The organism is Anaerovibrio sp. (genome assembly GCF_051866355.1).
In the GTDB taxonomy this organism is placed as follows: Bacteria; Bacillota; Negativicutes; order Selenomonadales; family Selenomonadaceae; genus Anaerovibrio.
The window spans coordinates 1-20,483 of record NZ_JBJDWZ010000184.1; the positions used below are offsets into that span (position 1 = coordinate 1).

Annotated in this window: 19 protein-coding genes; 18 read left to right on the forward strand and 1 reads right to left on the reverse strand. The window is 53.4% G+C overall.

Annotated elements, in window-relative coordinates; genetic code table 11:
• Positions 1–547 precede the first annotated feature (547 nt).
• Genes ACI3UA_RS09650 through rlmH form a run of 3 tightly spaced genes read left to right on the forward strand, consistent with a single transcriptional unit; the run spans position 548 to position 2,894 of the window.
• On the forward strand, positions 548–1,309 hold the full coding sequence (locus ACI3UA_RS09650) for an MBL fold metallo-hydrolase (RefSeq protein ID WP_439724606.1): 762 nt from the start codon (positions 548–550) through the stop codon (positions 1,307–1,309).
• A gap of 20 nt (positions 1,310–1,329) precedes the next feature.
• Positions 1,330–2,418 (forward strand): S1C family serine protease, encoded by a 1,089-nt coding sequence (locus tag ACI3UA_RS09655; protein WP_439724607.1) that lies wholly within the window; start codon positions 1,330–1,332, stop codon positions 2,416–2,418.
• Complete coding sequence (gene rlmH, locus ACI3UA_RS09660; protein ID WP_439724608.1) at positions 2,415–2,894, forward strand: 23S rRNA (pseudouridine(1915)-N(3))-methyltransferase RlmH; 480 nt, start codon at positions 2,415–2,417, stop codon at positions 2,892–2,894. Before ACI3UA_RS09655 ends, rlmH begins: the two co-directional genes overlap by 4 nt.
• A 51-nt stretch (positions 2,895–2,945) precedes the next feature.
• Here the strand turns inward: rlmH and ACI3UA_RS09665 are convergent, their stop codons facing one another.
• On the reverse strand, positions 2,946–3,392 hold the full coding sequence (locus tag ACI3UA_RS09665; protein ID WP_439724609.1) for an Lrp/AsnC family transcriptional regulator: 447 nt from the start codon (positions 3,390–3,392) through the stop codon (positions 2,946–2,948).
• Positions 3,393–3,538: 146 nt separating this feature from the next.
• On the opposite strand from ACI3UA_RS09665, the gene ACI3UA_RS09670 reads away from it, so the two are divergent.
• The 15 genes from ACI3UA_RS09670 to ACI3UA_RS09740 all read left to right on the forward strand — a co-directional run bounded on the left by ACI3UA_RS09670 (position 3,539) and on the right by ACI3UA_RS09740 (position 20,403).
• A complete protein-coding gene (locus ACI3UA_RS09670) occupies positions 3,539–5,515 on the forward strand; it encodes a penicillin-binding protein (protein ID WP_439724610.1) in 1,977 nt (658 codons plus the stop codon).
• A gap of 59 nt (positions 5,516–5,574) precedes the next feature.
• Complete coding sequence (locus ACI3UA_RS09675) at positions 5,575–6,369, forward strand: Cof-type HAD-IIB family hydrolase (RefSeq protein ID WP_439724611.1); 795 nt, start codon at positions 5,575–5,577, stop codon at positions 6,367–6,369.
• Between the two features lie 15 nt (positions 6,370–6,384).
• Positions 6,385–7,299: an RNase adapter RapZ gene (gene rapZ / locus ACI3UA_RS09680; protein WP_439724612.1), complete on the forward strand. Its 915-nt coding sequence runs from the start codon at positions 6,385–6,387 to the stop codon at positions 7,297–7,299.
• A gap of 14 nt (positions 7,300–7,313) precedes the next feature.
• Positions 7,314–8,603: a gluconeogenesis factor YvcK family protein gene (locus ACI3UA_RS09685; RefSeq protein ID WP_439724613.1), complete on the forward strand. Its 1,290-nt coding sequence runs from the start codon at positions 7,314–7,316 to the stop codon at positions 8,601–8,603.
• A 45-nt stretch (positions 8,604–8,648) separates the two neighbouring features.
• Positions 8,649–9,563 (forward strand): DNA-binding protein WhiA, encoded by a 915-nt coding sequence (gene whiA, locus ACI3UA_RS09690; RefSeq protein WP_439724614.1) that lies wholly within the window; start codon positions 8,649–8,651, stop codon positions 9,561–9,563.
• Between the two features lie 69 nt (positions 9,564–9,632).
• Positions 9,633–10,436, forward strand: a complete 804-nt coding sequence (locus ACI3UA_RS09695) for a polysaccharide deacetylase family protein (RefSeq protein ID WP_439724615.1) — start codon at positions 9,633–9,635, stop codon at positions 10,434–10,436.
• Between the two features lie 82 nt (positions 10,437–10,518).
• The gene (locus ACI3UA_RS09700; RefSeq protein WP_439724616.1) at positions 10,519–11,865 is read left to right on the forward strand and encodes a copper amine oxidase; all 1,347 of its coding nucleotides are present in this window, start codon (positions 10,519–10,521) and stop codon (positions 11,863–11,865) included.
• A 40-nt stretch (positions 11,866–11,905) separates the two neighbouring features.
• On the forward strand, positions 11,906–12,049 hold the full coding sequence (gene scfA, locus ACI3UA_RS09705; RefSeq protein ID WP_439724617.1) for a six-cysteine ranthipeptide SCIFF: 144 nt from the start codon (positions 11,906–11,908) through the stop codon (positions 12,047–12,049).
• A 90-nt stretch (positions 12,050–12,139) separates the two neighbouring features.
• The gene (gene scfB / locus ACI3UA_RS09710) at positions 12,140–13,495 is read left to right on the forward strand and encodes a thioether cross-link-forming SCIFF peptide maturase (protein ID WP_439724635.1); all 1,356 of its coding nucleotides are present in this window, start codon (positions 12,140–12,142) and stop codon (positions 13,493–13,495) included.
• Positions 13,496–13,776: 281 nt separating this feature from the next.
• Complete coding sequence (gap, locus tag ACI3UA_RS09715; RefSeq protein ID WP_439724618.1) at positions 13,777–14,790, forward strand: type I glyceraldehyde-3-phosphate dehydrogenase; 1,014 nt, start codon at positions 13,777–13,779, stop codon at positions 14,788–14,790.
• A 151-nt stretch (positions 14,791–14,941) separates the two neighbouring features.
• Positions 14,942–16,135, forward strand: coding sequence for a phosphoglycerate kinase (locus tag ACI3UA_RS09720; RefSeq protein WP_439724636.1), 1,194 nt, complete (start codon positions 14,942–14,944; stop codon positions 16,133–16,135).
• A gap of 39 nt (positions 16,136–16,174) precedes the next feature.
• A complete protein-coding gene (gene tpiA / locus ACI3UA_RS09725; RefSeq protein WP_154405640.1) occupies positions 16,175–16,927 on the forward strand; it encodes a triose-phosphate isomerase in 753 nt (250 codons plus the stop codon).
• Between the two features lie 99 nt (positions 16,928–17,026).
• The gene (gene gpmI / locus ACI3UA_RS09730; RefSeq protein ID WP_439724619.1) at positions 17,027–18,559 is read left to right on the forward strand and encodes a 2,3-bisphosphoglycerate-independent phosphoglycerate mutase; all 1,533 of its coding nucleotides are present in this window, start codon (positions 17,027–17,029) and stop codon (positions 18,557–18,559) included.
• Positions 18,560–18,674: 115 nt separating this feature from the next.
• Positions 18,675–19,370 (forward strand): iron-sulfur cluster assembly scaffold protein, encoded by a 696-nt coding sequence (locus tag ACI3UA_RS09735; RefSeq protein ID WP_439724620.1) that lies wholly within the window; start codon positions 18,675–18,677, stop codon positions 19,368–19,370.
• A gap of 31 nt (positions 19,371–19,401) precedes the next feature.
• A complete protein-coding gene (locus ACI3UA_RS09740) occupies positions 19,402–20,403 on the forward strand; it encodes a GGGtGRT protein (protein ID WP_439724621.1) in 1,002 nt (333 codons plus the stop codon).
• The last annotated feature ends 80 nt before the right edge of the window (positions 20,404–20,483 follow it).

Here is a 20,483-nt window from a genome sequence, read left to right on the forward strand (position 1 = left end):
GCCGCAAGAAGCTGGGAAGCAAGGACAGACATTAAAAAATCGGCATGCCATTGGCAAGGTGGCATGCCGATTTTCTGCTTTCGGAACAAAAAAATACCCCCAGTAAAGCGTCTGAGGGCTGAAAGGGATTGACTATAGGGATGTACTATAGGGAATACATCACCTTAACTGCTGCGGCTGAGAAATGGCGTTGGAAAAAAACAGCCGCTGCAGGTGGTAAGCTACATACTAAATTTCAAGCTGTAAACTTATCTTGCTATAAGGATAGCATAAATGGTTATACAAGTCAAGTAGAAATTGTATATTTTTTACAATTAATTTGCCTTTATTTGAATTAAAAAGTCCACTAATACCCAAAACAATAGACAGATATGCTACGGGTTTTGTATTGATTTCAATCAATTGAAAAATGGTCAAAATGAAATTTGTCAAATGTCTTAATGAACAAAATTTCAAAGAGGCTTTTGGCGGGATACTTTGACTTTACATACAATTTCCATTATTATTTTTTATACTGAAATATGTTTTATAGGAGTGAGATAGATATATGCAGGTGGCTGTATTGGCCAGTGGCAGCAAGGGAAATGCCACGTTTATCGAGCTGGATGGCAAGAGGCTTTTGATTGATGCAGGAATCAGCGCCCGGCGCATACGCCAGGAGCTGAATCGTATAGGGCAGGCAGTGGAGGAGCTGGACGGGATTTTCATTACCCATGAGCATGGGGACCATATCAGCGGGCTGATGACGCTGACAAAAAAGTACGGCGTGCAGGTGTACAGCCGTCCGGAAACCTTTCGAGCCATGAGCTTCTACAGTGAGCTGCCTATAGAGTGCATCAATCCGATTATTGACCGGGTGCGCCTGGACAGGGTGACGGTCAGGGCCTTTGCGATTCCGCATGATGCCGCGGACCCGGTGGGCTATGTGGTTCAGGGCAGCAGCCGCTGCATCGTGGCAACGGATATGGGCTTTGTGGACAGCGGCCTGCAGAGCATGCTGGAGGGAGCCCAGGTGCTGGTGCTGGAAACCAATCACGATGTGGAGCTTTTGAAAAATGGCAGCTATCCCTACAGCCTGAAAAAGCGGATTCTGGGGACGCGGGGGCATCTGTCCAACAGGGATGCGGCGCTGGCGGTGGCAGGGCTGAAGCAACGGCCGAAAAAACTGCTGCTGGCTCATCTGAGTGAGTCTAACAACCGTCCTGAGCTGGCCATGTCAACCGTGCAGGGGATATTCCAGCAGCAGGGTGTTGATGATATGGAAATATATGTAACAGACCAGAATCGTTGTGTCAGTATAGAGTTTTGACATTGAGGAGGAGAAGGATTATGACTTATCGCAGCAAATTTGCAAAAAGATGTGTTTCCGGTGTTGCCGGTGTGCTGATTGTGGCAACCGTGCTTCTGGGAGGGTGCAGCAACGGGCTGGCCGGGGAGCCTGAGAGCGGCGGAATTCCGGCGGCTGTGGCCGGCAAGGATGTGTCAGATGCGAGGAATACGCCCGTGGTGCGGGCAGCCAAGGCTGTAGGCCCGGCAGTTGTGGGCATTACCAACAAGGCTGTGGCAAGGGACTGGTTCAACAATCCTGTGCAGGTGGAGGGAGCCGGCTCCGGCGTTATCTTCCGCAAGGATGGCTATATAGTGACAAATAACCATGTTATCAGCGGTGCCAAGGAAATCATCGTTTCCCTTTCCGACGGGCGTTCCCTGTCCGGCAGGCTGATTGGCGCTGATGAGCTGACGGACCTGGCTGTGGTCAAGGTCGATGCAGATGACCTGCCGGCGGCAGAGTTCGGCAATTCTGACGACATCATGGTAGGTGAGCCTGCTATCGCCATCGGCAACCCTATGGGGCTGGAATTCCAGGGCAGTGTTACCAGCGGCGTTATCAGCGCCCTGAACCGCTCTCTGGAGCTGGATGACAGGGTAATCAAGGTTATCCAGACTGATGCGGCCATCAATCCGGGCAACTCCGGCGGTGCGCTGGTCAATGCTGACGGCAAGGTTATCGGCATCAATTCCGCCAAGATTGCCCGCAGCGGCGTAGAGGGCATGGGCTTTGCCATCCCTATCAATACGGTGCGTGAGATTGTGGATGACCTGATGGATGATGGCAAGGTGACGCGTCCGTATCTGGGGGTCGGCATCTTTGACAAGGAAACTGCCGGACGTTACGGCTATATACTGAATGTGGACAAGGGCGTATATGTAGAAAATGTTACCGTCAACGGCCCTGCCTACAAGGCTGGCATCCGCCGCGGCGATATCATACTCTCCATCGGTGACAAGGAAACCAACAAAGTGGGCGAGGTACGCAATGCGGTTCTGAACGCCAAGGTGGGCGATACTGTCAAGGTGAAGCTGGACAGGAACGGCAGCACGGTTACCGTTGACGTGGTGATGGAGGCGGCTTCATGAAAATAACCATTGTGGCGGCAGGCAAGCTCAAGGAAAAATACCTGACCGCCGGCATCAATGAGTTTTTGAAGCGGCTTACGCCCCTTGCCACCGTGAAAATCGTGGAAATCAATGAAGAAAAGATGAAGGACAACCCATCAGAGGCAGAAAAAAAACAGGTACTGTCCCAGGAGGGACAGCGCCTGCTCCGGCAGGTGCCGGAGGGCAGTTTTCTCATTGTGCTGGATGTGTACGGCAGGCAGGTTTCCTCGGAGGAGCTGGCGGAAAAAATCCGTCAGCTGGGGCTGTCCGGCAGGAGCAGCATTACCTTTTTGATTGGCGGGGCCTTCGGCCTTTCTGATGAGGTGCGGCAGGCGGCCGATTTCAGGCTGAGCTTTTCGCCCATGACCTTTACCCATCAGATGATAAGGCTTTTGCTGGTGGAGCAGATTTATCGCGCCTTCAAAATCAACCGCGGGGAGAAATATCACTGGTAAAAATGGGGTTGCCGCATCAGCAGGTGTTCTGATGCGGCAACCCCATAAATTTTATTCAAGCTCGATTGTCGGCCTGTCGGTAATCGTGGAAAGTACAACGATGGTTTCGGTCTTTAAGATGCCATCCTGATTCTTGATGCGGGTCAGCAGCTTTTCCAGAGTTTTGGTGCTCTTGGTAATGATTTTCAGGGCGTAATCATAGTCGCCCGTAATGTAGAAGCATTCCTTTACATCCATCTCGCCGGCGATAAATTCCCTGAACTTATCACCATTGTTTGGATTGTCAAAGCTGATGTAGATGAAGGCCATCAGGTGCTTGTCAACCAGTGAAGGGTTCAAAATCGCCGTGTACTGCTGTACCACGCCGGTATTTTCCAGCTTTTTCAGGCGCTCGCTGATCGCCGGCATGGACAGGGAAATCTCCTGACTGAGCACGGAAACAGTAACGCGGGCATTTTCCTGCAATCTTTTTAAAATTCGCTTGTCTGTAGCGTCCATAAAACAATCACCGCCATTCTCCCTATATTATATCAGCAGGATAAATAATTTGTAAATCGTTTTGCTGTAAAAAATTTTTGCTTTTGACAAGATATAGTGTAAAATGGAAGGACAGGATATGAGTTATTATTGGAGTGATAGAATAGATGAAGAAGCGGCGGCACGATGTGCAGAACAGAATCAGCTGGCTGTTGCTGGTGATATGGGGCTGTTTTTTCCTGCTGACGGTACGGTTTGCCTGGCTGCAGCTGGTGAACGGTGATGAGCTGGCGGAGAGGGCTATCACCATAGCGGAGGAAAACAGGGCCAGGCAGTCCCCCCGCGGCAAGATTCTGGACAGGAACGGGCGGGAGCTTGCCATCAGCCGCATGGCCAAGTCACTGGTAATCAATCCCAGCAAGGTCAGGAGTGAGGACAGGGAAAATCTTGCCATGCAGCTGTCAGATATACTCAAGCTGAAGCCGGAGGAAATTCGCGAGGATATAGATACAGGTGGCGTATTTGTCTACGTCAAGCGTCGTCTGGAGGTGGACGAGGAAAATGCCGTCAGGGAGCTGAAGGAGGCCAACGACTATGAGTGCCTTGAACTGCATGACGAGGTAAAGAGGTATTATCCAAACGATATGCTGGCGGCCAATGTGCTGGGCTTTATCGGCACGGATGACAAGGGGCTTGCCGGTATGGAGCAATATGCGGATGATATGCTTAAGGGAGAGGCCCAGGAGGCCGACCTCCTGATAGATATGCGGGGCAGGCCGATTTTTGACTCCATATTTTCAGTGGCCCAGCAGCGCTACAAGGGGGACAATTCCAAGAGCATCACCCTGACTATCGACAGCACCATGCAGTTTATCGTGGAGCAGGCGCTGGAAAAGGCCATGGCTGACAACAAGCCGAAGGCGGTGACGGCGGTGGTCATGGACCCGAAGACCGGCGAGGTGCTGGCCATGGCATCCCGTCCCAGCTACAACCCTAACAAATTCTGGCAGGCCAATGATGAGGCCTGGCGCAACAGGGCCATCTCATCTGTCTATGAGCCAGGCTCCACCTTCAAGGCCATGGTGGCAGGCTCGGCCCTGCAGGAAGGGGTAGTAGCTCCCAATATGACCTTTTATGATCCGGGGCATATCGATGTTTCGGAGAAGCGGATTCAGAACTGGAACGGTGAGAGCTTCGGCAACGTCACCTTTACGGATATTGTAAAGAATTCCATCAACACCTGCTTTGCCCAGATAGGACTGTGGCTGGGGGGCGAAAAGCTCAACGAATATGCGGAGAAGTTCGGGTTTGGCAAGGCGACAGGGATTGAACTGCCGGGAGAGGAAGCGGGAATTTTGTTTTCCGACCCGAAAAACATGGTAAACTCCGACGTGGCTACTATGGCCATAGGCCAGAGTATTGCCGTGACGCCGCTGCAGCTGGTAACGGCCATGTCGGCTGTGGCCAATGACGGCGTGCTGCTGAAACCCCACATCGTAAAGCAGATTACCAATGCGGACGGCTCTGTTTACAAGGAGTATGGCCGGGAGGAGGTGCGCCGGGTGCTGGACTCTGCCACCGACAAGACGCTGGTGGGGCTTCTGGAGCAGGTGGTAGCCACCGGCGGCGGCTCCAAGGCGGCTGTGAAGGGCTATCGCATAGCGGGCAAGACCGGTACGGCGCAGAAAATCAATGAAAATACCAGCGGTTACATGGAGGGCAGGTATATTGCCTCCTTCTGCGGCTTTGCCCCGGTGGAAAATCCGGAGCTGGTGGTGCTGGTGGTAATTGATGATCCGTCGGCAGGAGCGTTCTACGGCGGTCAGATTGCGGCGCCTGTGGCAAGGGATATCTTTTCCCAGCTGCTGCGGTTCATGCACATCAGTCCGTCCAGTGACACTTTTGCGGATATGAACAAGGACAAGGATGCGGGAACCGCGGCCAGGCCGGCACCTGCCGCCAGCGACGGCAAGGTGCGGATGCCTGACCTGACCGGCATGAGCATCAGGGATGTATCCAGACAACTGGCGGAGCTGGGGCTGGGCATAGACGTGCAGGGCAACGGACTGGCGCGCGGCCAGAGCATTCCGGCAGGCACGGAGATTCAGCCGGGCCAGAGCGTTACCGTTACTTTCAGCCCGTGAGGGTGCGGCTGTATATGGTTTTGTATTCAAGAGCAGATTAGTACAAAGGAGAATTGATGATGAAAGCAAAATTATTTGTTACGGATATGGATGGTACACTTTTGAACAGCGAGCATAAAATTTCCCGGGGCAACAAGCATGCCATCAGGCGGGCTGTGGAGGCCGGCGTGGTATTTACCATCGCCACCGGCCGCATGTATGCCTCAACCCTGCCTTACGCCCAGGAGCTGGGGCTGGATGTGCCGATTATCACCTACAACGGTGCGCTGATAAAGACTGCGGCCGGCAAGGAGCTGTATGCTTCCTATCTGGAGGAGGACCTTGTCAGGGAGCTTTTGGATTTTGCCAGGGAGCAGGAGCTGTATATCCATCTCTACAGCGAGGATAAGCTGTATTTCAAGGAGAATGACGAGCATGCCAAGTTCTATCAGAAGATGTGCGGCGTGCCGGGGAATGCCGTAGGCGAGGATATCTACAAGTACACCTATAAGGTGCCGAAGATGCTGATTATGGGCAGTACGCCGGAGGAGGCTGACGCGGCGGTAGAGCTGGTGCGCCAGAAGTTCGGCGGCCGGATTGACGCCATGAAGTCGTCGCCTACCTACGTGGAGCTGATTAAGCCGGGGGTGAACAAGGCGACTGCCATCGCAAGGCTGGCCGAAATTCTGGAGATTCCTTCCGAGCAGGTGCTGGCCATCGGTGATTCCAGCAATGATGTAAGCATGCTGACCTCCGTAGCCATCAGCGTGGCCATGGGCAACGCCAACGACGAGGCGAGGGCGGCCGCGCGCTACATGGTAACGGATAATGAGCATGATGGGGTTGCGGAAGCACTGGAACGCTTCTGCATGTAGTTTCCGGAGGTTTGTATGGAAAGAGAAAAGAGTACCGACAAATGCTGTGAATTTATTATTGTCACGGGCATGTCCGGCAGTGGCAAGACGCAGGCCTGCCGCTATCTGGAGGATATCGGCTATTTTGTGGTGGACAATCTGCCGCCTGTGTTCATTCCGAAGTTTGCGGAGCTGTGCCATCAGTCCGGCGGCAGTGTCAGCAAGGTGGTGCTGGTGGTGGACACCAGGAGCCGTGAGTTTTTTGACACATTTATTCACGTGCTGGAGGATATGGACAGGGACAACCAGCAGTATGTGCTGCTCTTTATGGATGCTTCCGATGCGGCCATCATCCGCCGCTACAAGGAAACCCGCCGCCGCCATCCTATGGCGCCCAGCTCCCGCATCAGCGAGGGCGTGGCCAAGGAGAGGGAGAGGCTGGCCCAGGTGCGCAATAAGGCGACCTATATCGTGGATACCTCGGAGCTGAAAAAGATAGACCTGAAGGAGAAGATTTTGAAGCTCTTCGCCCCGCGGGTGGGGGAGAAGATGAATGTCAACGTGATTTCCTTCGGCTTCAAGTTTGGCATGCCGCTGGATGCCGATCTGGTATTTGATGTGCGCTTCCTGCCGAATCCTTTCTACGTGGAATCCATGCGGCACAAGAGCGGCGCGGTGCCTGATGTGGCCTCCTACATCGACCAGTGGCCTGTGACCAGGGAGTTCAAGCAGCATCTGGACAATCTGGTGAATTTTCTGATTCCGCAGTATGAGAAGGAAGGCAAGGCACAGCTGGTAATTGCGGCCGGCTGTACCGGCGGCATGCACCGTTCCGTGTTTATTGCCAATCATATCTACCAGCTGCTGAAGGACAAGGGCTGTCAGGTCAAGCTGGAGCATCGTGACCTGATGAAGAACGAGGTCTGGGAGCATGTGAGGGAAGAGGTTTAGAAGGAGTGTTATAAATGCACTTGTTAAAATGGCTGTATCCCGGCATGAAATTCAAGCGCTGGCTGCTGCTCTTTGCGGGCGGCGTCATGCTTGCCAGCCTGGGAATTGCGGTGGTTTTTAACTATAAATACATTGATAACATAGAGGAGGCCATTTTCAGGGCTGTCTACCTCTGGTCAGGCAGCTATGATTACACCTTCACCGCCCTTGTGGGCATGCTGATGGTGCTGGCCGGCCTCGGTGTCATGCTGGTGGCGGCGCGCTTCGTGATACGCTCCGTTATTACGGTGCTGCTGCCTGCCAATTCATCAGAAAAGCTGGTGGATTTAATCTATGAGAAGCGGATGCTGGGCAAGGGGCCTGCCATTACGGTGGTGGGCGGCGGTCACGGCCTGTCCGTGCTGCTTCGCGGCATCAAGCAGGCTACCTCAAACGTTACGGCCGTGGTGACGGTAGCCGATGACGGCGGTTCCTCCGGGCGGCTGAGGGAGGAGCTGGGCATGATTCCGCCGGGGGATCTCAGGAACTGCCTGGTGGCTTTGGCTGATACGGAGCCATTGATGGAGAAGCTGTTCCAGCACCGCTTTGAAGGTGACAGCCAGCTGTCGGGGCACAGCTTCGGCAACCTGTTTATTGCGGCTATGGCGCAGGTGACGGGTGATGTGGAGGCCGCCCTGAAAGAATCCTCCAAGGTACTGGCGGTAAAGGGGCGGGTGCTTCCTGCCAGCAAGGAGTTCGTGCGGCTGGATGCCATCATGGAGGACGGCTCCATCGTCTGCGGCGAATCCAAGATTCCGGAAGCACACAAGAAGATTCATCGCGTCAAGCTGTTCCCGGAGCATGTGGAGGCCGTGCAGTCCTCGCTGGATGCCCTCCGCGATGCGGCGGCCATTGTACTGGGGCCGGGGAGCCTGTACACCAGCATCATGCCGAATCTTCTGGTAGAGGGCATCGGTGATGCCCTGTGCCGCAGCAAGGCCGTGAAGATTTATATCTGCAACGTGATGACCCAGCCGGGGGAAACGGACGGCTATACCGCATCCATGCATGTCAAGGCGATACTTGACCATGCGGGGCGCAATGCGGTAGACTATGTGATTGTGAATTCCACGCCGGTGCCGGAGGACTTGAAGCAGAAATATGCGGAGACAGGCGCCTATCCGGTAGTGGTGGATGAGGATGTGCTGAACGCCCTGGGCGTGGGCGTAATCAAGGCCGACCTGATTACGGATCATGATGCTATTCACCATGACCCGAAAAAGCTGGCAGAAAGCGTTATGCGGGTCGTGTATGAAACCCTGTAACCCGGCCGCGGCCGGATTTGAGATGTTGGATTGTGAGGGAACAGGATGCCATCCTTTGCTACAGAGGTAAAAAATGAGCTTGCCCATGGCAGTGGCAAGAGGAAATGCTGCCAGATTGCAGAGCTGGCAGCTCTTTTGCGCATGGGGGCCTCCGTGACCATCGGCGCCAGAATGAATCTGGGGCTGAATTTTACCACGGAAAATGCCGCTGTGGCGCGCAGGGCCCTGCAGCTCCTGAAATCCACGGGGCAGGTGCAGCCGGAGGTGACGGTGAGCCGCTCTAAGAGGCTGAAAAAGAATAACAGCTATCTTCTGCGCGTCGCGCCGTCGCCCAACGTGCGTCCCCTGATGGAAGCTCTGGGCATGCTGGGGTCTGATGAGGGGGCCGTGGGCAGGGACAGGGGGCTTCTGCGGAAGCAGTGCTGCCGCAAGGCCTATCTCCGGGGCGCTTTTCTGGGAGGCGGCACGGTGAACCGGCCGGAAGCCCAGTCCCATCTGGAATTTATCGCCAACAGCTACGCCTTTGCCCATACACTGGTGCAGATTCTGAAAAACATGGATTTTCCTGTGGGTTTTACGGACAGGAAAAACAGCTATCAGGTCTATATCAAGGATGGGGAGGAAATCATGGACCTGCTGGCCATGCTGGGAGCGGTCAAGGCGGCAGAGGAACTGGCGGTGGCAAGGAACCTGAAGGAGGTTCGCAATCAGGTGAACCGCCTGGTAAACTGTGAAACTGCCAATCTGCAGAAAACAGTCAGCGCTTCCGTGGAGCAGGCGGCCTGTATAAAAAGACTGCAGGCAGAAGGCAGGCTGGAGCAGCTGCCGCCCAAGCTGCAGGCCGCTGCCAGGGCGAGAATGGACAATATGGATGCCTCCCTGGCGGAGCTGGGGGAGCTGCTGGGCATCAGCCGGGGAGCCGTGAACAACCGCCTGAAAAGGCTGAAGGATTTTTTGTAGTCCGGCGGCTTTTGGCAGATGGCGGGGAAAGCGGCAGTACCCAATCTATAATGCAAAAGAGGTAATACTGTGAAAAAATATTTAAAATGGGGTCTTGGCGCGGCAGCAGTCCTGATGCTGGCCTGCTATGGCGGCATACAGTATCTGCTGGCACAGCCTGAGCCGGAGGGATTTCCCATTCTGGAATATCACATGGTGCAGGCGGAGAACCCCAAGGATGCCTATGAGTACAATGTGCCTGTGGAGGATTTTCAGCAGCAGCTGGATTATCTGCAGGAGCAGGGCTATACCACTATTTCCATCCGGGATTTCCTGCGGGCCAAAAAGGGCTTGCAGGAGCTGCCTGAGAAGCCTGTTATCCTGACCTTTGATGATGGCTATGAGAGCAACTATACGGAGCTTTTGCCCATTCTGGAGGCGCGGGGCATGAAGGCCACCGTCTTCATGGTGGCCAACAGCATCGGCAGGGATAAATATCTGACCTGGGAACAGCTGAAGGATATGCAGCACCGGGGCATCGAGATTGGCAGCCATACGGCAAACCACCTGCCCCTGACGGAGATGGATATGGAAACGGCCCGGAGCGAGGTCAGGCTGTCCAAGCTTCTGATGGAGTGGAATGGCGTGGATACCATTTATACTCTTTCCTATCCCAATGGCAAATACACGACAGAGCTGCGGGATATGCTGAAAGAGGAAGAATACCTGGCGGCGGTGACCGGGGATGCGGGGCTGAACACCCTTGATACGGATACCTATCAGCTGCAGCGGATAAATATTCCCCATCCATCCTTCGGCATTGAGGAATTCAAGTGGCGGCTGGCCAAGGGCAGGATTTTTGCCCAGCTGGGCATTTTTCAGCACAGGATTTGATGCCTTGCTTTTTGATTTTGTTTGTTTTGATTGTTAAGGATTTATGGATTAGTTTTTAGGAGTGTTTGGAGAGAAGATGAATTTGTACAGGAAAATTTTGCCGGCAGTCATGGCAGCGGTAATGCTGGCAGGCGTCTCTATGGCAGAGGCGCGCCAGCATGGCGGCATGGAAAACAATGCAGAGAGTGTCAGCGCCGTTGCGGCGGAGAAAGGTACGAGGGTCACCCGCGGGGAAGACCGGGTGATGGAGCTGGCTGTCAACATGAACGTGGACGGCCTGCACCCAAAGTACAGCAACCGCGTGCCGGAGTCATGGCATCCTATGGAGGAGGTTGACTGGCAGGTAAAGCCCCAGGACAGTCCCCAGCTTTTGAAGCGCTGGCCGGTGACGGTGGAGGATGGCGGCGGCACCCTGCTGTTTTCCGACAGCCCTGAGTATGTGGAGCAGGATGGAATTCTTTACTCTGATGTGGTGACGGGGGCCGGCAGGATTTTTTACTATCACCTGAACAACACGCGGCAGAACAAGAAGATTGCCGTGGTGCTGGAAAATGAGGGAAAGTACACGGCGATTCTGAACGTGAGCCGTGAGGCTCTCAGCGCGCCCAGCGATAACTATCTGTGGGTGGGCAAGACGACCCAGCAGGAGTACATGGAGAGCAGGGTCAACAGGAATGTGTTTGTTTTTCCGGGCAGGAAAAAAATCCTGAGCAATAAGATGGCGGAAACAATCGTCAGGCCGGGACAGCTGGTAAACGGCATCTATGATTTTACTACGGACGGGCCTGTGCGCTTGTCTGTCATCATGTACCCGGCCGGGGAGAACCCGGTTGATTTTATAAAAAAGGCCAAGGTGCTGCCGAAGGATGAGCATCGCCTGCGGGGAACCTACAAGGGCATGAACCGCATCATCCGGGCGGAAAAGGTGTACAATCCCCAGATGGACGGTGCGGTGTTTATTCCGCTGGCAGACAACGACCGGGATGCCTACCGCTACGGCATTGATGCCACCGATGGCAGTGAAACCCAGAACTACGGCAACTACGGCATCATGTACGAGCTGCAGGTGCCGGTGAAGGGAACCGGGGATGTGCAGTACATCCTGCAGCCGCTGGGGGGCGTGTATGCAGGCGCCATGTCCGTGCAGGATATGGCGGACAAGCAGAAGTTTATGCTTTCCGTGCCGCAGAACCAGCTGTATTTCGGCAATGTGAGGATTGACGATTTTACCAGCAGCCGCTTCCCGTCTACGGCGGACACTGATTATATTTATTTCTCCAGCGAGCTGGCAAGCCTGGGCACCTATGGGGCAGGACAGCAGCTGAGCTTTGAATTTTCCCCGCCAGGGGCCTCAAATCTGCCGGTTAATTTTATTTTGATGCCGGCAACCCAGGCACAGGGACTTGCATATAAATGGCAAACAAGGTAAAATAGAAATAGATTTTATTTGATGAAGGAGGTTTCTCTTTATGAAACACATTCAGACTGTTAATCAGCCTTCCCTGCAGCAGACCAGGAATTCCGGCGGCTGTGGCGAGTGCCAGGCATCCTGCCAGTCCGCCTGCAAGACTTCCTGCACTGTAGGAAATCAGGTTTGCGAGAGCAAGAAATAAGAGTTAGAGATTAGGCTCCCTGCCCAAAGGGAGCCTTTTTTCGCGTTATCATAGTTTGTGATTTACAGGAGAGAATAAATGAACAAGGAAATGCAGAAGAAAATTCACAAGTTCGTGCAGAACGGCATGTACATCCTGCTGGACGTCAACAGCGGCGCGGTGCATGTGGTGGACAGGATGATTTACGACATGATGGATTATTTTGACGGGGAAAATGACGCCGAGGTGCAGAAGGCCATGGACGGCATGTATCCTGCCGGTGATGTGCGGGAGGCTTTGGAGGAGCTGCATCACCTGATGGACATTCAGCAGCTGTTCGCCCCGGATATTGATGTGCCGCCTACCTTCAAGGCGAAGGGGCTGGTAAAATCCCTGTGCCTGATGACTGCCCATGACTGCAACATGCGCTGTAAATACTGCTTCGGCGATACCGGCGAGTACGGCGGCGAGCGTCAGATGATGAGCAAGGAAGTAGGGCAGGCGGCGGTGGATTACATCATCGACCACAGCGGCCCTAGAAAGCACTGCGAGATTGATTTCTTCGGGGGGGAGCCTCTTATCAACATGCCGCTGGTGAAGCATGTGACCGAGTATGTGAGAAAGCGGGAAAAGGAAACGGGCAAGGTCTTCAAGCTCACCCTGACCACCAACGGGCTGGCGCTCAATGATGCCAATATCCGGTGGCTGAACGATAACAACATCAGCCTGGTGCTCAGCACGGACGGCCGCAGGGAAACCCATGACAACATGCGCCCTGATGCCGGCGGCAATCCGACCTATGACAAGGTTATGGCGAATTTCCGCAGGTGCGTGGACTCCCGAAATGACGAAAATTACTACATGCGCGGCACCTACACGGCCTGCAATCTGGATTTTGCCAAGGATGTGGAAGCTATGGCGGATGCAGGCTTTGACATCCTTTCCATGGAGCCGGTGGTGCTGAAGGATTCTCCTTATGCCCTGACGGAGGATATGCTGCCGGAAATCTACGCCGAGTATGACAGGCTGACCGATTTCTATCTGCAGCGTCACAGGGATGGCAAGGGCTTCTTCTTCTTCCACTTCAACATGGATTTGTCCAACGGCCCGTGCGTGGCAAAGAGGCTTTCCGGCTGTGGTGCAGGCCATGAGTATTATGCGGTGGCGGCCAACGGCGATCTGTACCCGTGCCATCAGTTTGTGGGCCGTGACCGCTACAGGCTGGGGGATGTGTTCAGCGGCGTGCAGAATCAGGAGCTGCCGCAGTATTTCCGCGAGTCCCATGTGCTGAACAAGCCGAAGTGCATTGACTGCTGGGCAAGGTTCTTCTGCAGCGGCGGCTGTCATGCCAATGCCGACCTCTTTAACGAGGATATCCGCATCCCTTATGACATGGGCTGTGCTATCCAGAAAAAGAGATTGGAATGCGCGCTGGCCGTGCAGGCGATTCTGGCGCTGGAAAAATAATTCCGCCTCTATATGAATGAATTTTGGCAATATTGTTTCAATCGCATTCCGCTCTATTACTTATAGTTACAAATTAATTATCCTATAATTATTAGAATTTATGAATTTACATTGACAATAAGGCCGAAATTACTGTATTATTATAGTAATCAAAGGAGGAGAAAGGCAGGCAGCATGGAGCTCTGTCGGTATGCCGTAGCATGCCTCATTAGCGGATGGACTCCCGGCTCACGCTAATCTCCTAACAATTCTTTTATAAATTTATAGGGGGTATTTTTAACATGGCAGTTAAAGTAGCTATTAATGGTTTTGGTCGTATTGGTCGTTTGGCATTCCGTCAGATGTTCGACGCTGAGGGTTATGAAGTTGTTGCAATCAACGACCTTACCAGCCCAAAGATGTTGGCTCATCTGCTGAAGTATGACTCCTCCCAGGGCAAGTACAAGTACGCTGATGCTGTAACTGCAGGCGAGGATTCCATCACTGTAAACGGCAAGGAGATCAAGATCTATGCTTGCGCAAATGCTGCAGAGATTCCTTGGGGCAAGCATGATGTAGACGTAGTTCTCGAGTGCACCGGCTTCTACACCTCCAAGGAGAAGGCTTCTGCTCATCTGACTGCAGGCGCAAAGAAGGTTGTTATCTCTGCTCCAGCAGGTAAGGACCTCCCTACTGTTGTTTACAACGTAAACCACACTGTACTGACTAAGGAAGACAAGGTTATCTCCGCTGCTTCCTGCACCACTAACTGCCTGGCTCCAATGGCTAAGGCTCTGAACGATCTGGCTCCTATCAAGTCCGGTATCATGGCTACCATCCATGCTTACACTGGCGACCAGATGACTCTGGATGGCCCACAGCGCAAGGGTGACCTCCGTCGTTCCCGTGCAGCTGCTGTGAACATCGTTCCTAACTCCACTGGTGCTGCAAAGGCTATCGGCCTGGTAATCCCAGAGCTGGACGGCAAGCTCATCGGTGCTGCTCAGCGCGTTCCTACCCCTACCGGTTCCACCACTCTGCTCTACGCTGTAGTAGACAAGGAAGTAACCGTTGATGAGGTTAATGCAGCTATGAAGGCACAGGCTACTGAGTCCTTCGGCTACAACGAGGACGAGATCGTTTCCAGCGATATCATCGGCATGAAGTATGGTTCCCTGTTCGATGCTACCCAGACCATGGTTAGCCCTATCGGCGATGGCAAGACCCAGGTTCAGGTTGTTTCCTGGTATGACAACGAGAACTCTTACACCAGCCAGATGGTTCGCACCATTAAGTACTTCGCTGAGCTGGGCTGATTTTCCAAATCGAGTAACTCAATAATTTAAAGATCCATCGAGGTCCGGCCTTTAGTTCCCGTGAGGGAATTAGTTTGGGCCGGGCCTCTTCTTCTTGTAAAAGAAAAGGTATTCCCCATTATTTGAGCGGAGGTAAGATTTTTTCATGAACATGAACAAGAAAACCATTAAAGACGTTGATTTGAAGGGTAAGAAGGTATTCTGTCGTGTGGATTACAATGTTCCTTTCGATGAGAACATGAACATCACCAATGATACCCGTATCCAGGCAACTGTTCCTACCGTGTCCTATCTGCTGGAGCAGGGTGCTGCTGTTATTCTCGCCTGCCACATCGGCCGTCCATCTGAGGCTCGCGAGGACAAGTTCTCCACTAAGCACATCTTGAAGAGGCTTTCCGAAGTATTCAAGCAGGATGTAAAGTGGGCACCTGATTGTGTAGGTCCGGAGGCAGAGAAGGCTGCCGCTGATTTGAAGCCGGGTGAAATCCTCCTTCTTGAGAATCTCCGTTATCACAAGGAAGAGAAGAAGAACGATCCGGAGTTTGCAAAGCAGCTGGCCGCTCTGGCTGACATTGCTGTAAACGATGCTTTCGGTGTTTCCCATCGCGCTCATGCAGCCAATGTGGGCATTACCCAGTATCTGGAGTCCGTTGCAGGCTTCCTGATGGAGAAGGAAATCAACTTCATCGGCAAGACCCTTGAGGCTCCTCAGCGTCCGTTTGTTGCTATCATCGGCGGCGCAAAGGTTTCCGACAAGATCGGCGTTATTTCCAACATGATTGACAAGGTTGATACCATCATCATCGGCGGTGGTATGGCTCATACCTTCGATGCAGCCCAGGGCCTGCCTATCGGCAAATCCCTCTGCGAGAAGGATAAGTTTGAGGAAGCATTGGCTCAGCTGGACAAGGCAAAGGCAAAGGGCGTAAAGGTTGTTCTGCCTGTAGACCTGACTATTGCCGACAAGTTCGCAGCTGATGCAAATACCCAGATTGTGGATGTAGACAAGGTTCCGGAGGATTGGGAGGCTCTCGACAGCGGCCCTAAGACTTCCGAGCTTTACAGCGAGGCACTGGCTGGCGCCAAGACCGTTATCTGGAACGGCCCGATGGGCGTGTTCGAGTTTGATGCTTTTGCAAAGGGTACTTTGGCTGTTGCCAAGGCTGTTGCTGAGGCTACTGAGAACGGTGCTACTTCTATCGTAGGCGGCGGTGACTCTATTGCGGCATTGAAGAAGACCGGCCTTGCTGACAAGATTTCTCATATTTCCACTGGCGGCGGCGCTACCCTTGAGTTCCTTGAGGGCAAGGTTCTGCCGGGCATTGCAGCAATTGCTGATAAGTAATTTTTGATATAAATAAAAATATAGGGGGAAAAATTAATTATGGCACGTAGACCTATTATCGCTGGTAACTGGAAGATGAACAACACTATTGCAGAGGGCGTTGCCCTGATCAAGGAGCTTGCTCCGCTGGTTGCAGACGTTGAGGATGTTGACGTTGTTGCATGCCCTACCGCAACCGCTCTGGCTGCTGTAGCAGAGGCTGCAAAGGGCACCAAAATCCATGTAGGTGCACAGAATGTTCATTGGGAGCCAAAGGGAGCTTTTACCGGCGAGATTTCTACCGGCATGCTGAACGAAATTGGCGTAGAGTATTGCGTACTCGGTCATTCCGAGCGTCGTGATTATTTCGGTGAGACTGATGAGGGCGTAAACAAGCGCGCAAAGGCTGCTTTTGCTGCCGGCATCACTCCTATCATCTGCTGCGGCGAGTCCCTGGAGATCCGCGAGGCTGGCAACTACATTGACCATGTAGTTGCTCAGATTAACGCTGCTCTGGAAGGCTTCTCCGCTGACGAGGTTGCCAAGCTGGTTATCGCTTATGAGCCAATCTGGGCTATCGGCACCGGCAAGACTGCTACCTTCGAGCAGGCAGAGGAAGTTTGCAAGGCTATCCGTGAGGCTGTAGCTGCCAAGTTTAATCAGGAAGCTGCTGATGCAATCCGCATTCAGTACGGCGGCTCCGTAAAGCCGGCTACCATCAAGGATCTCATGGCTCAGCCAAACGTTGACGGCGCACTGGTTGGCGGTGCTTCCCTGAAGGCTGCTGATTTCAGCGCAATCGTGAAGTTCTGATCAGTTTCTGATTTGATTTCTGGTTTTGTTATTTAGGCGGCAGGTGCCCGCTTTTGGGCACCTGGCTGATTTGCTTTTTCTTTTATTGAGGTATATTTAATGGCAAAGTTAAAAAATGCTCCGGTAGCATTGATTATCATGGATGGCTATGGCAACGGCAACACTGCTGACCCGAATAATGCCATTCAGATTGCAAAAACTCCTGTTATTGATGGCTTGAAGCAGCAGTTCCCGAATACCCATATTCAGGCTTCCGGCGAGTTCGTAGGACTGCCTGACGGCCAGATGGGCAATTCCGAGGTAGGCCATACCAATATTGGTGCGGGCAGGATTATTTATCAGGCTCTCACCCGTATTACCAAGGCCATCAAGGACGGGGACTTCTTCGAGAACAAGGCCCTTTTGAGCGTGGCCGGGGCTGCCAAGGCAAACGGCGGCGCCCTGCATCTCATGGGACTGGTTTCTCCGGGCGGTGTGCACAGCCATAGCGAGCATCTTTACGGGCTTCTGCAGTTCGCCAAGCAGCAGGGCATCGAGAAGGTTTATGTTCATGCCTTCCTGGATGGCCGTGATGTTGACCCTTCCTCTGCGGCAGAGTATGTGGCTGACCTGCAGGCCAAGATTGATGAGATTGGCTGCGGCGTGATTGCTTCCCTGTCCGGACGCTACTATGCTATGGATCGCGACAAGCGCTGGGAGCGCGTGCAGAAGGCCTATGATGCCATTGCCAGGGGCGAGGGTGTTGCGGCTTCTGATGCAGTGGAGGCTGTCAAGGCTTCCTATGCCAACGAGGTAACTGATGAGTTCGTAGTGCCTGTAGTTGTGGGTGATTACAAGGGCATCAGTGATGGCGACGGCGTGATTTTCTTCAATTTCCGTCCTGACCGTGCCCGTGAGCTGACCCATGCCTTTACTGACGCTGAGTTTGAGGGCTTCCCTCGCAAGGAGGCAAAGATTTCCTTTGCTACCATGACCCAGTATGAGGAAGGCCTGAACGTTGAGGTTGCTTATCCGCCTGAATCCATTGAGAATACCCTCGGCCAGGTTATTGCCAGGAATGGCATGACCCAGCTGCGCATTGCAGAGACCGAGAAGTATGCTCATGTTACCTTCTTCTTCAATGGCGGTGTAGAGGAGCCTTATGAGGGTGAGGATCGCATCCTGATTCCATCCCCGAAGGTTGCTACCTACGACTTGCAGCCTGAGATGAGCGCCATTGAGGTGACTGACAAGGTTGTTGAGGCCATCAGGTCCGGCAAGTATGACTTTATCATCCTGAACTATGCAAATGGTGATATGGTAGGTCATACCGGCGTTATCGAGGCAGCTGTGAAGGCTGTTGAGACTGTGGATACCTGTGTAGGCAGGTTTGTAGAGGCTGTTCGCGAGATGGGCGGCGAGGTCTGCATCACTGCCGACCACGGCAATGCTGATCAGATGGTTGACCCTGAGACCGGCGCGCCGTTCACAGCTCATACGACCAACCCTGTTCCGTTTATCGTGGTATCCGACCGTGTAGGCTGGATTGCATCTGATGGTGCGCTGTGCGATATTGCGCCTACTCTGCTGACCCTGGCAGGCATGGATATTCCTGCTGAGATGACCGGCAAGAGCCTGGTGAAGATTAAGTGAGTTTCCCTGCCGCAAGCCTGCGCAGGGTTATGGCCGCGGTGACAGGCGGGGCTGACAGCCCTGCCTGCCATGGCGGGCCTGTGTATTATAAAATTAGTGAAGAGAGGAATACGAAATGATTTATTATGATAAGCATGTTGAAGACATGACTTGCATTGCAAAAGAAGTAAACCATGGTCCGGCTCCAATTCCAGAAGAGGGCCAGTGGGTACAGTCCAAGGAGATTAAGGACATCAGCGGCCTGACCCACGGTATCGGCTGGTGCGCTCCTCAGCAGGGCGGCTGCAAGCTCACCCTGAACGTTAAGGAAGGCATCATCGAGGAAGCCCTGGTTGAGACCATCGGCTGCTCCGGCATGACCCATTCCGCTGCTATGGCTGCAGAGATTCTGCCGGGCAAGACCATCCTTGAGGCCCTGAACACTGACCTGGTTTGCGATGCCATCAACACTGCTATGCGTGAGCTGTTCCTGCAGATTGTATATGGCCGTACCCAGACTGCATTCTCTGATAACGGCCTGCCTGTAGGTGCTGGCCTGGATGACCTGGGCAAGGGTCTCCGCAGCCAGGTTGGTACCCTGTATTCCACCAAGCTCAAGGGTCCTCGTTACCTCGAATTGGCAGAGGGTTATGTTACGAAGATGGCTGTTGACAGCGAAGACCGCGTAATCGGTTATGAAGTTGTTCAGCTGGGCAAGGCTATGGAGGCAATCAAGGCCGGTACTGATGCCAATGAGGCAATCAAGGCCAACACCTCCACCAAGGGCCGCTTCGCTGATGCTGCTCGCTACATCGATCCTCGTAAAGAATAATCTGAGATAATAGGAAGGACTGAAATAGAAAATGGCATTATTTGAAGGCTATGAGCGCCGTATTGACGGTATCAACGAAGTTTGTAAGAAATACGACATTCCATCTATTGAAGCAGCTGCTGACATCTGCAAGGAGAAGGGCTTTGACCCTGCTGCTATCGTTACCGACCTGCAGCCAATCTGCTTCGAGAACGCAAAGTGGGCATACACCCTGGGCGCAGCTATCGCTATCAAGAAGGGCTGCACCACTGCTGTAGAGGCTGCCAAGGCTATCGGCGAAGGCCTGCAGGCTTTCTGCGTGCCTGGTTCCGTTGCTGACCACCGCAAGGTAGGTCTTGGCCATGGCAACCTGGCTGCTATGCTGCTGGCTGAGGAGAATACCTGCTTCGCATTCCTGGCTGGCCACGAGTCCTTTGCTGCTGCTGAGGGTGCTATCGGTATCGCTCAGACTGCAAACAAGGTTCGCAAGGAGCCTCTGCGCGTAATCCTGAACGGTCTCGGCAAGGACGCTGCTCAGATTATTTCCCGTATCAACGGCTTTACCTATGTTCAGACCCAGTACAACTACAAGACTGGCGAGGTTGAGGAAGTTAAGCGCATCGCTTACTCCGATGGCCCTCGTGCAAAGGTAAACTGCTATGGTGCTGACTCCGTTCCGGAGGGTGTTGCTATCATGCACAAGGAGGATGTTGGTATTTCCATCACCGGCAACTCCACCAACCCTACCCGCTTCCAGCATCCGGTAGCTGGTACCTACAAGAAGGAGCGCATCGAGCAGGGCAAGAAGTACTTCTCCGTAGCTTCCGGTGGCGGTACCGGCCGTACCCTGCATCCGGATAACATGGCTGCAGGCCCTGCATCCTATGGTATGACCGATACCCTCGGCCGTATGCATGGCGATGCACAGTTCGCAGGCTCCTCCTCCGTACCTGCCCATGTAGACATGATGGGCCTCATCGGTGCCGGCAACAACCCTATGGTTGGTATGTCCGTTGCTGTTGCCGTTGCTGTACAGGAGGCAATGGCAAAATAATTTGGCTTTTGGCTGAATTGTTGCCCTATGGCGATTTTGTGAATGAAGGCTGCTCCCCGGCTTTGCCGGGGGGCAGTTTT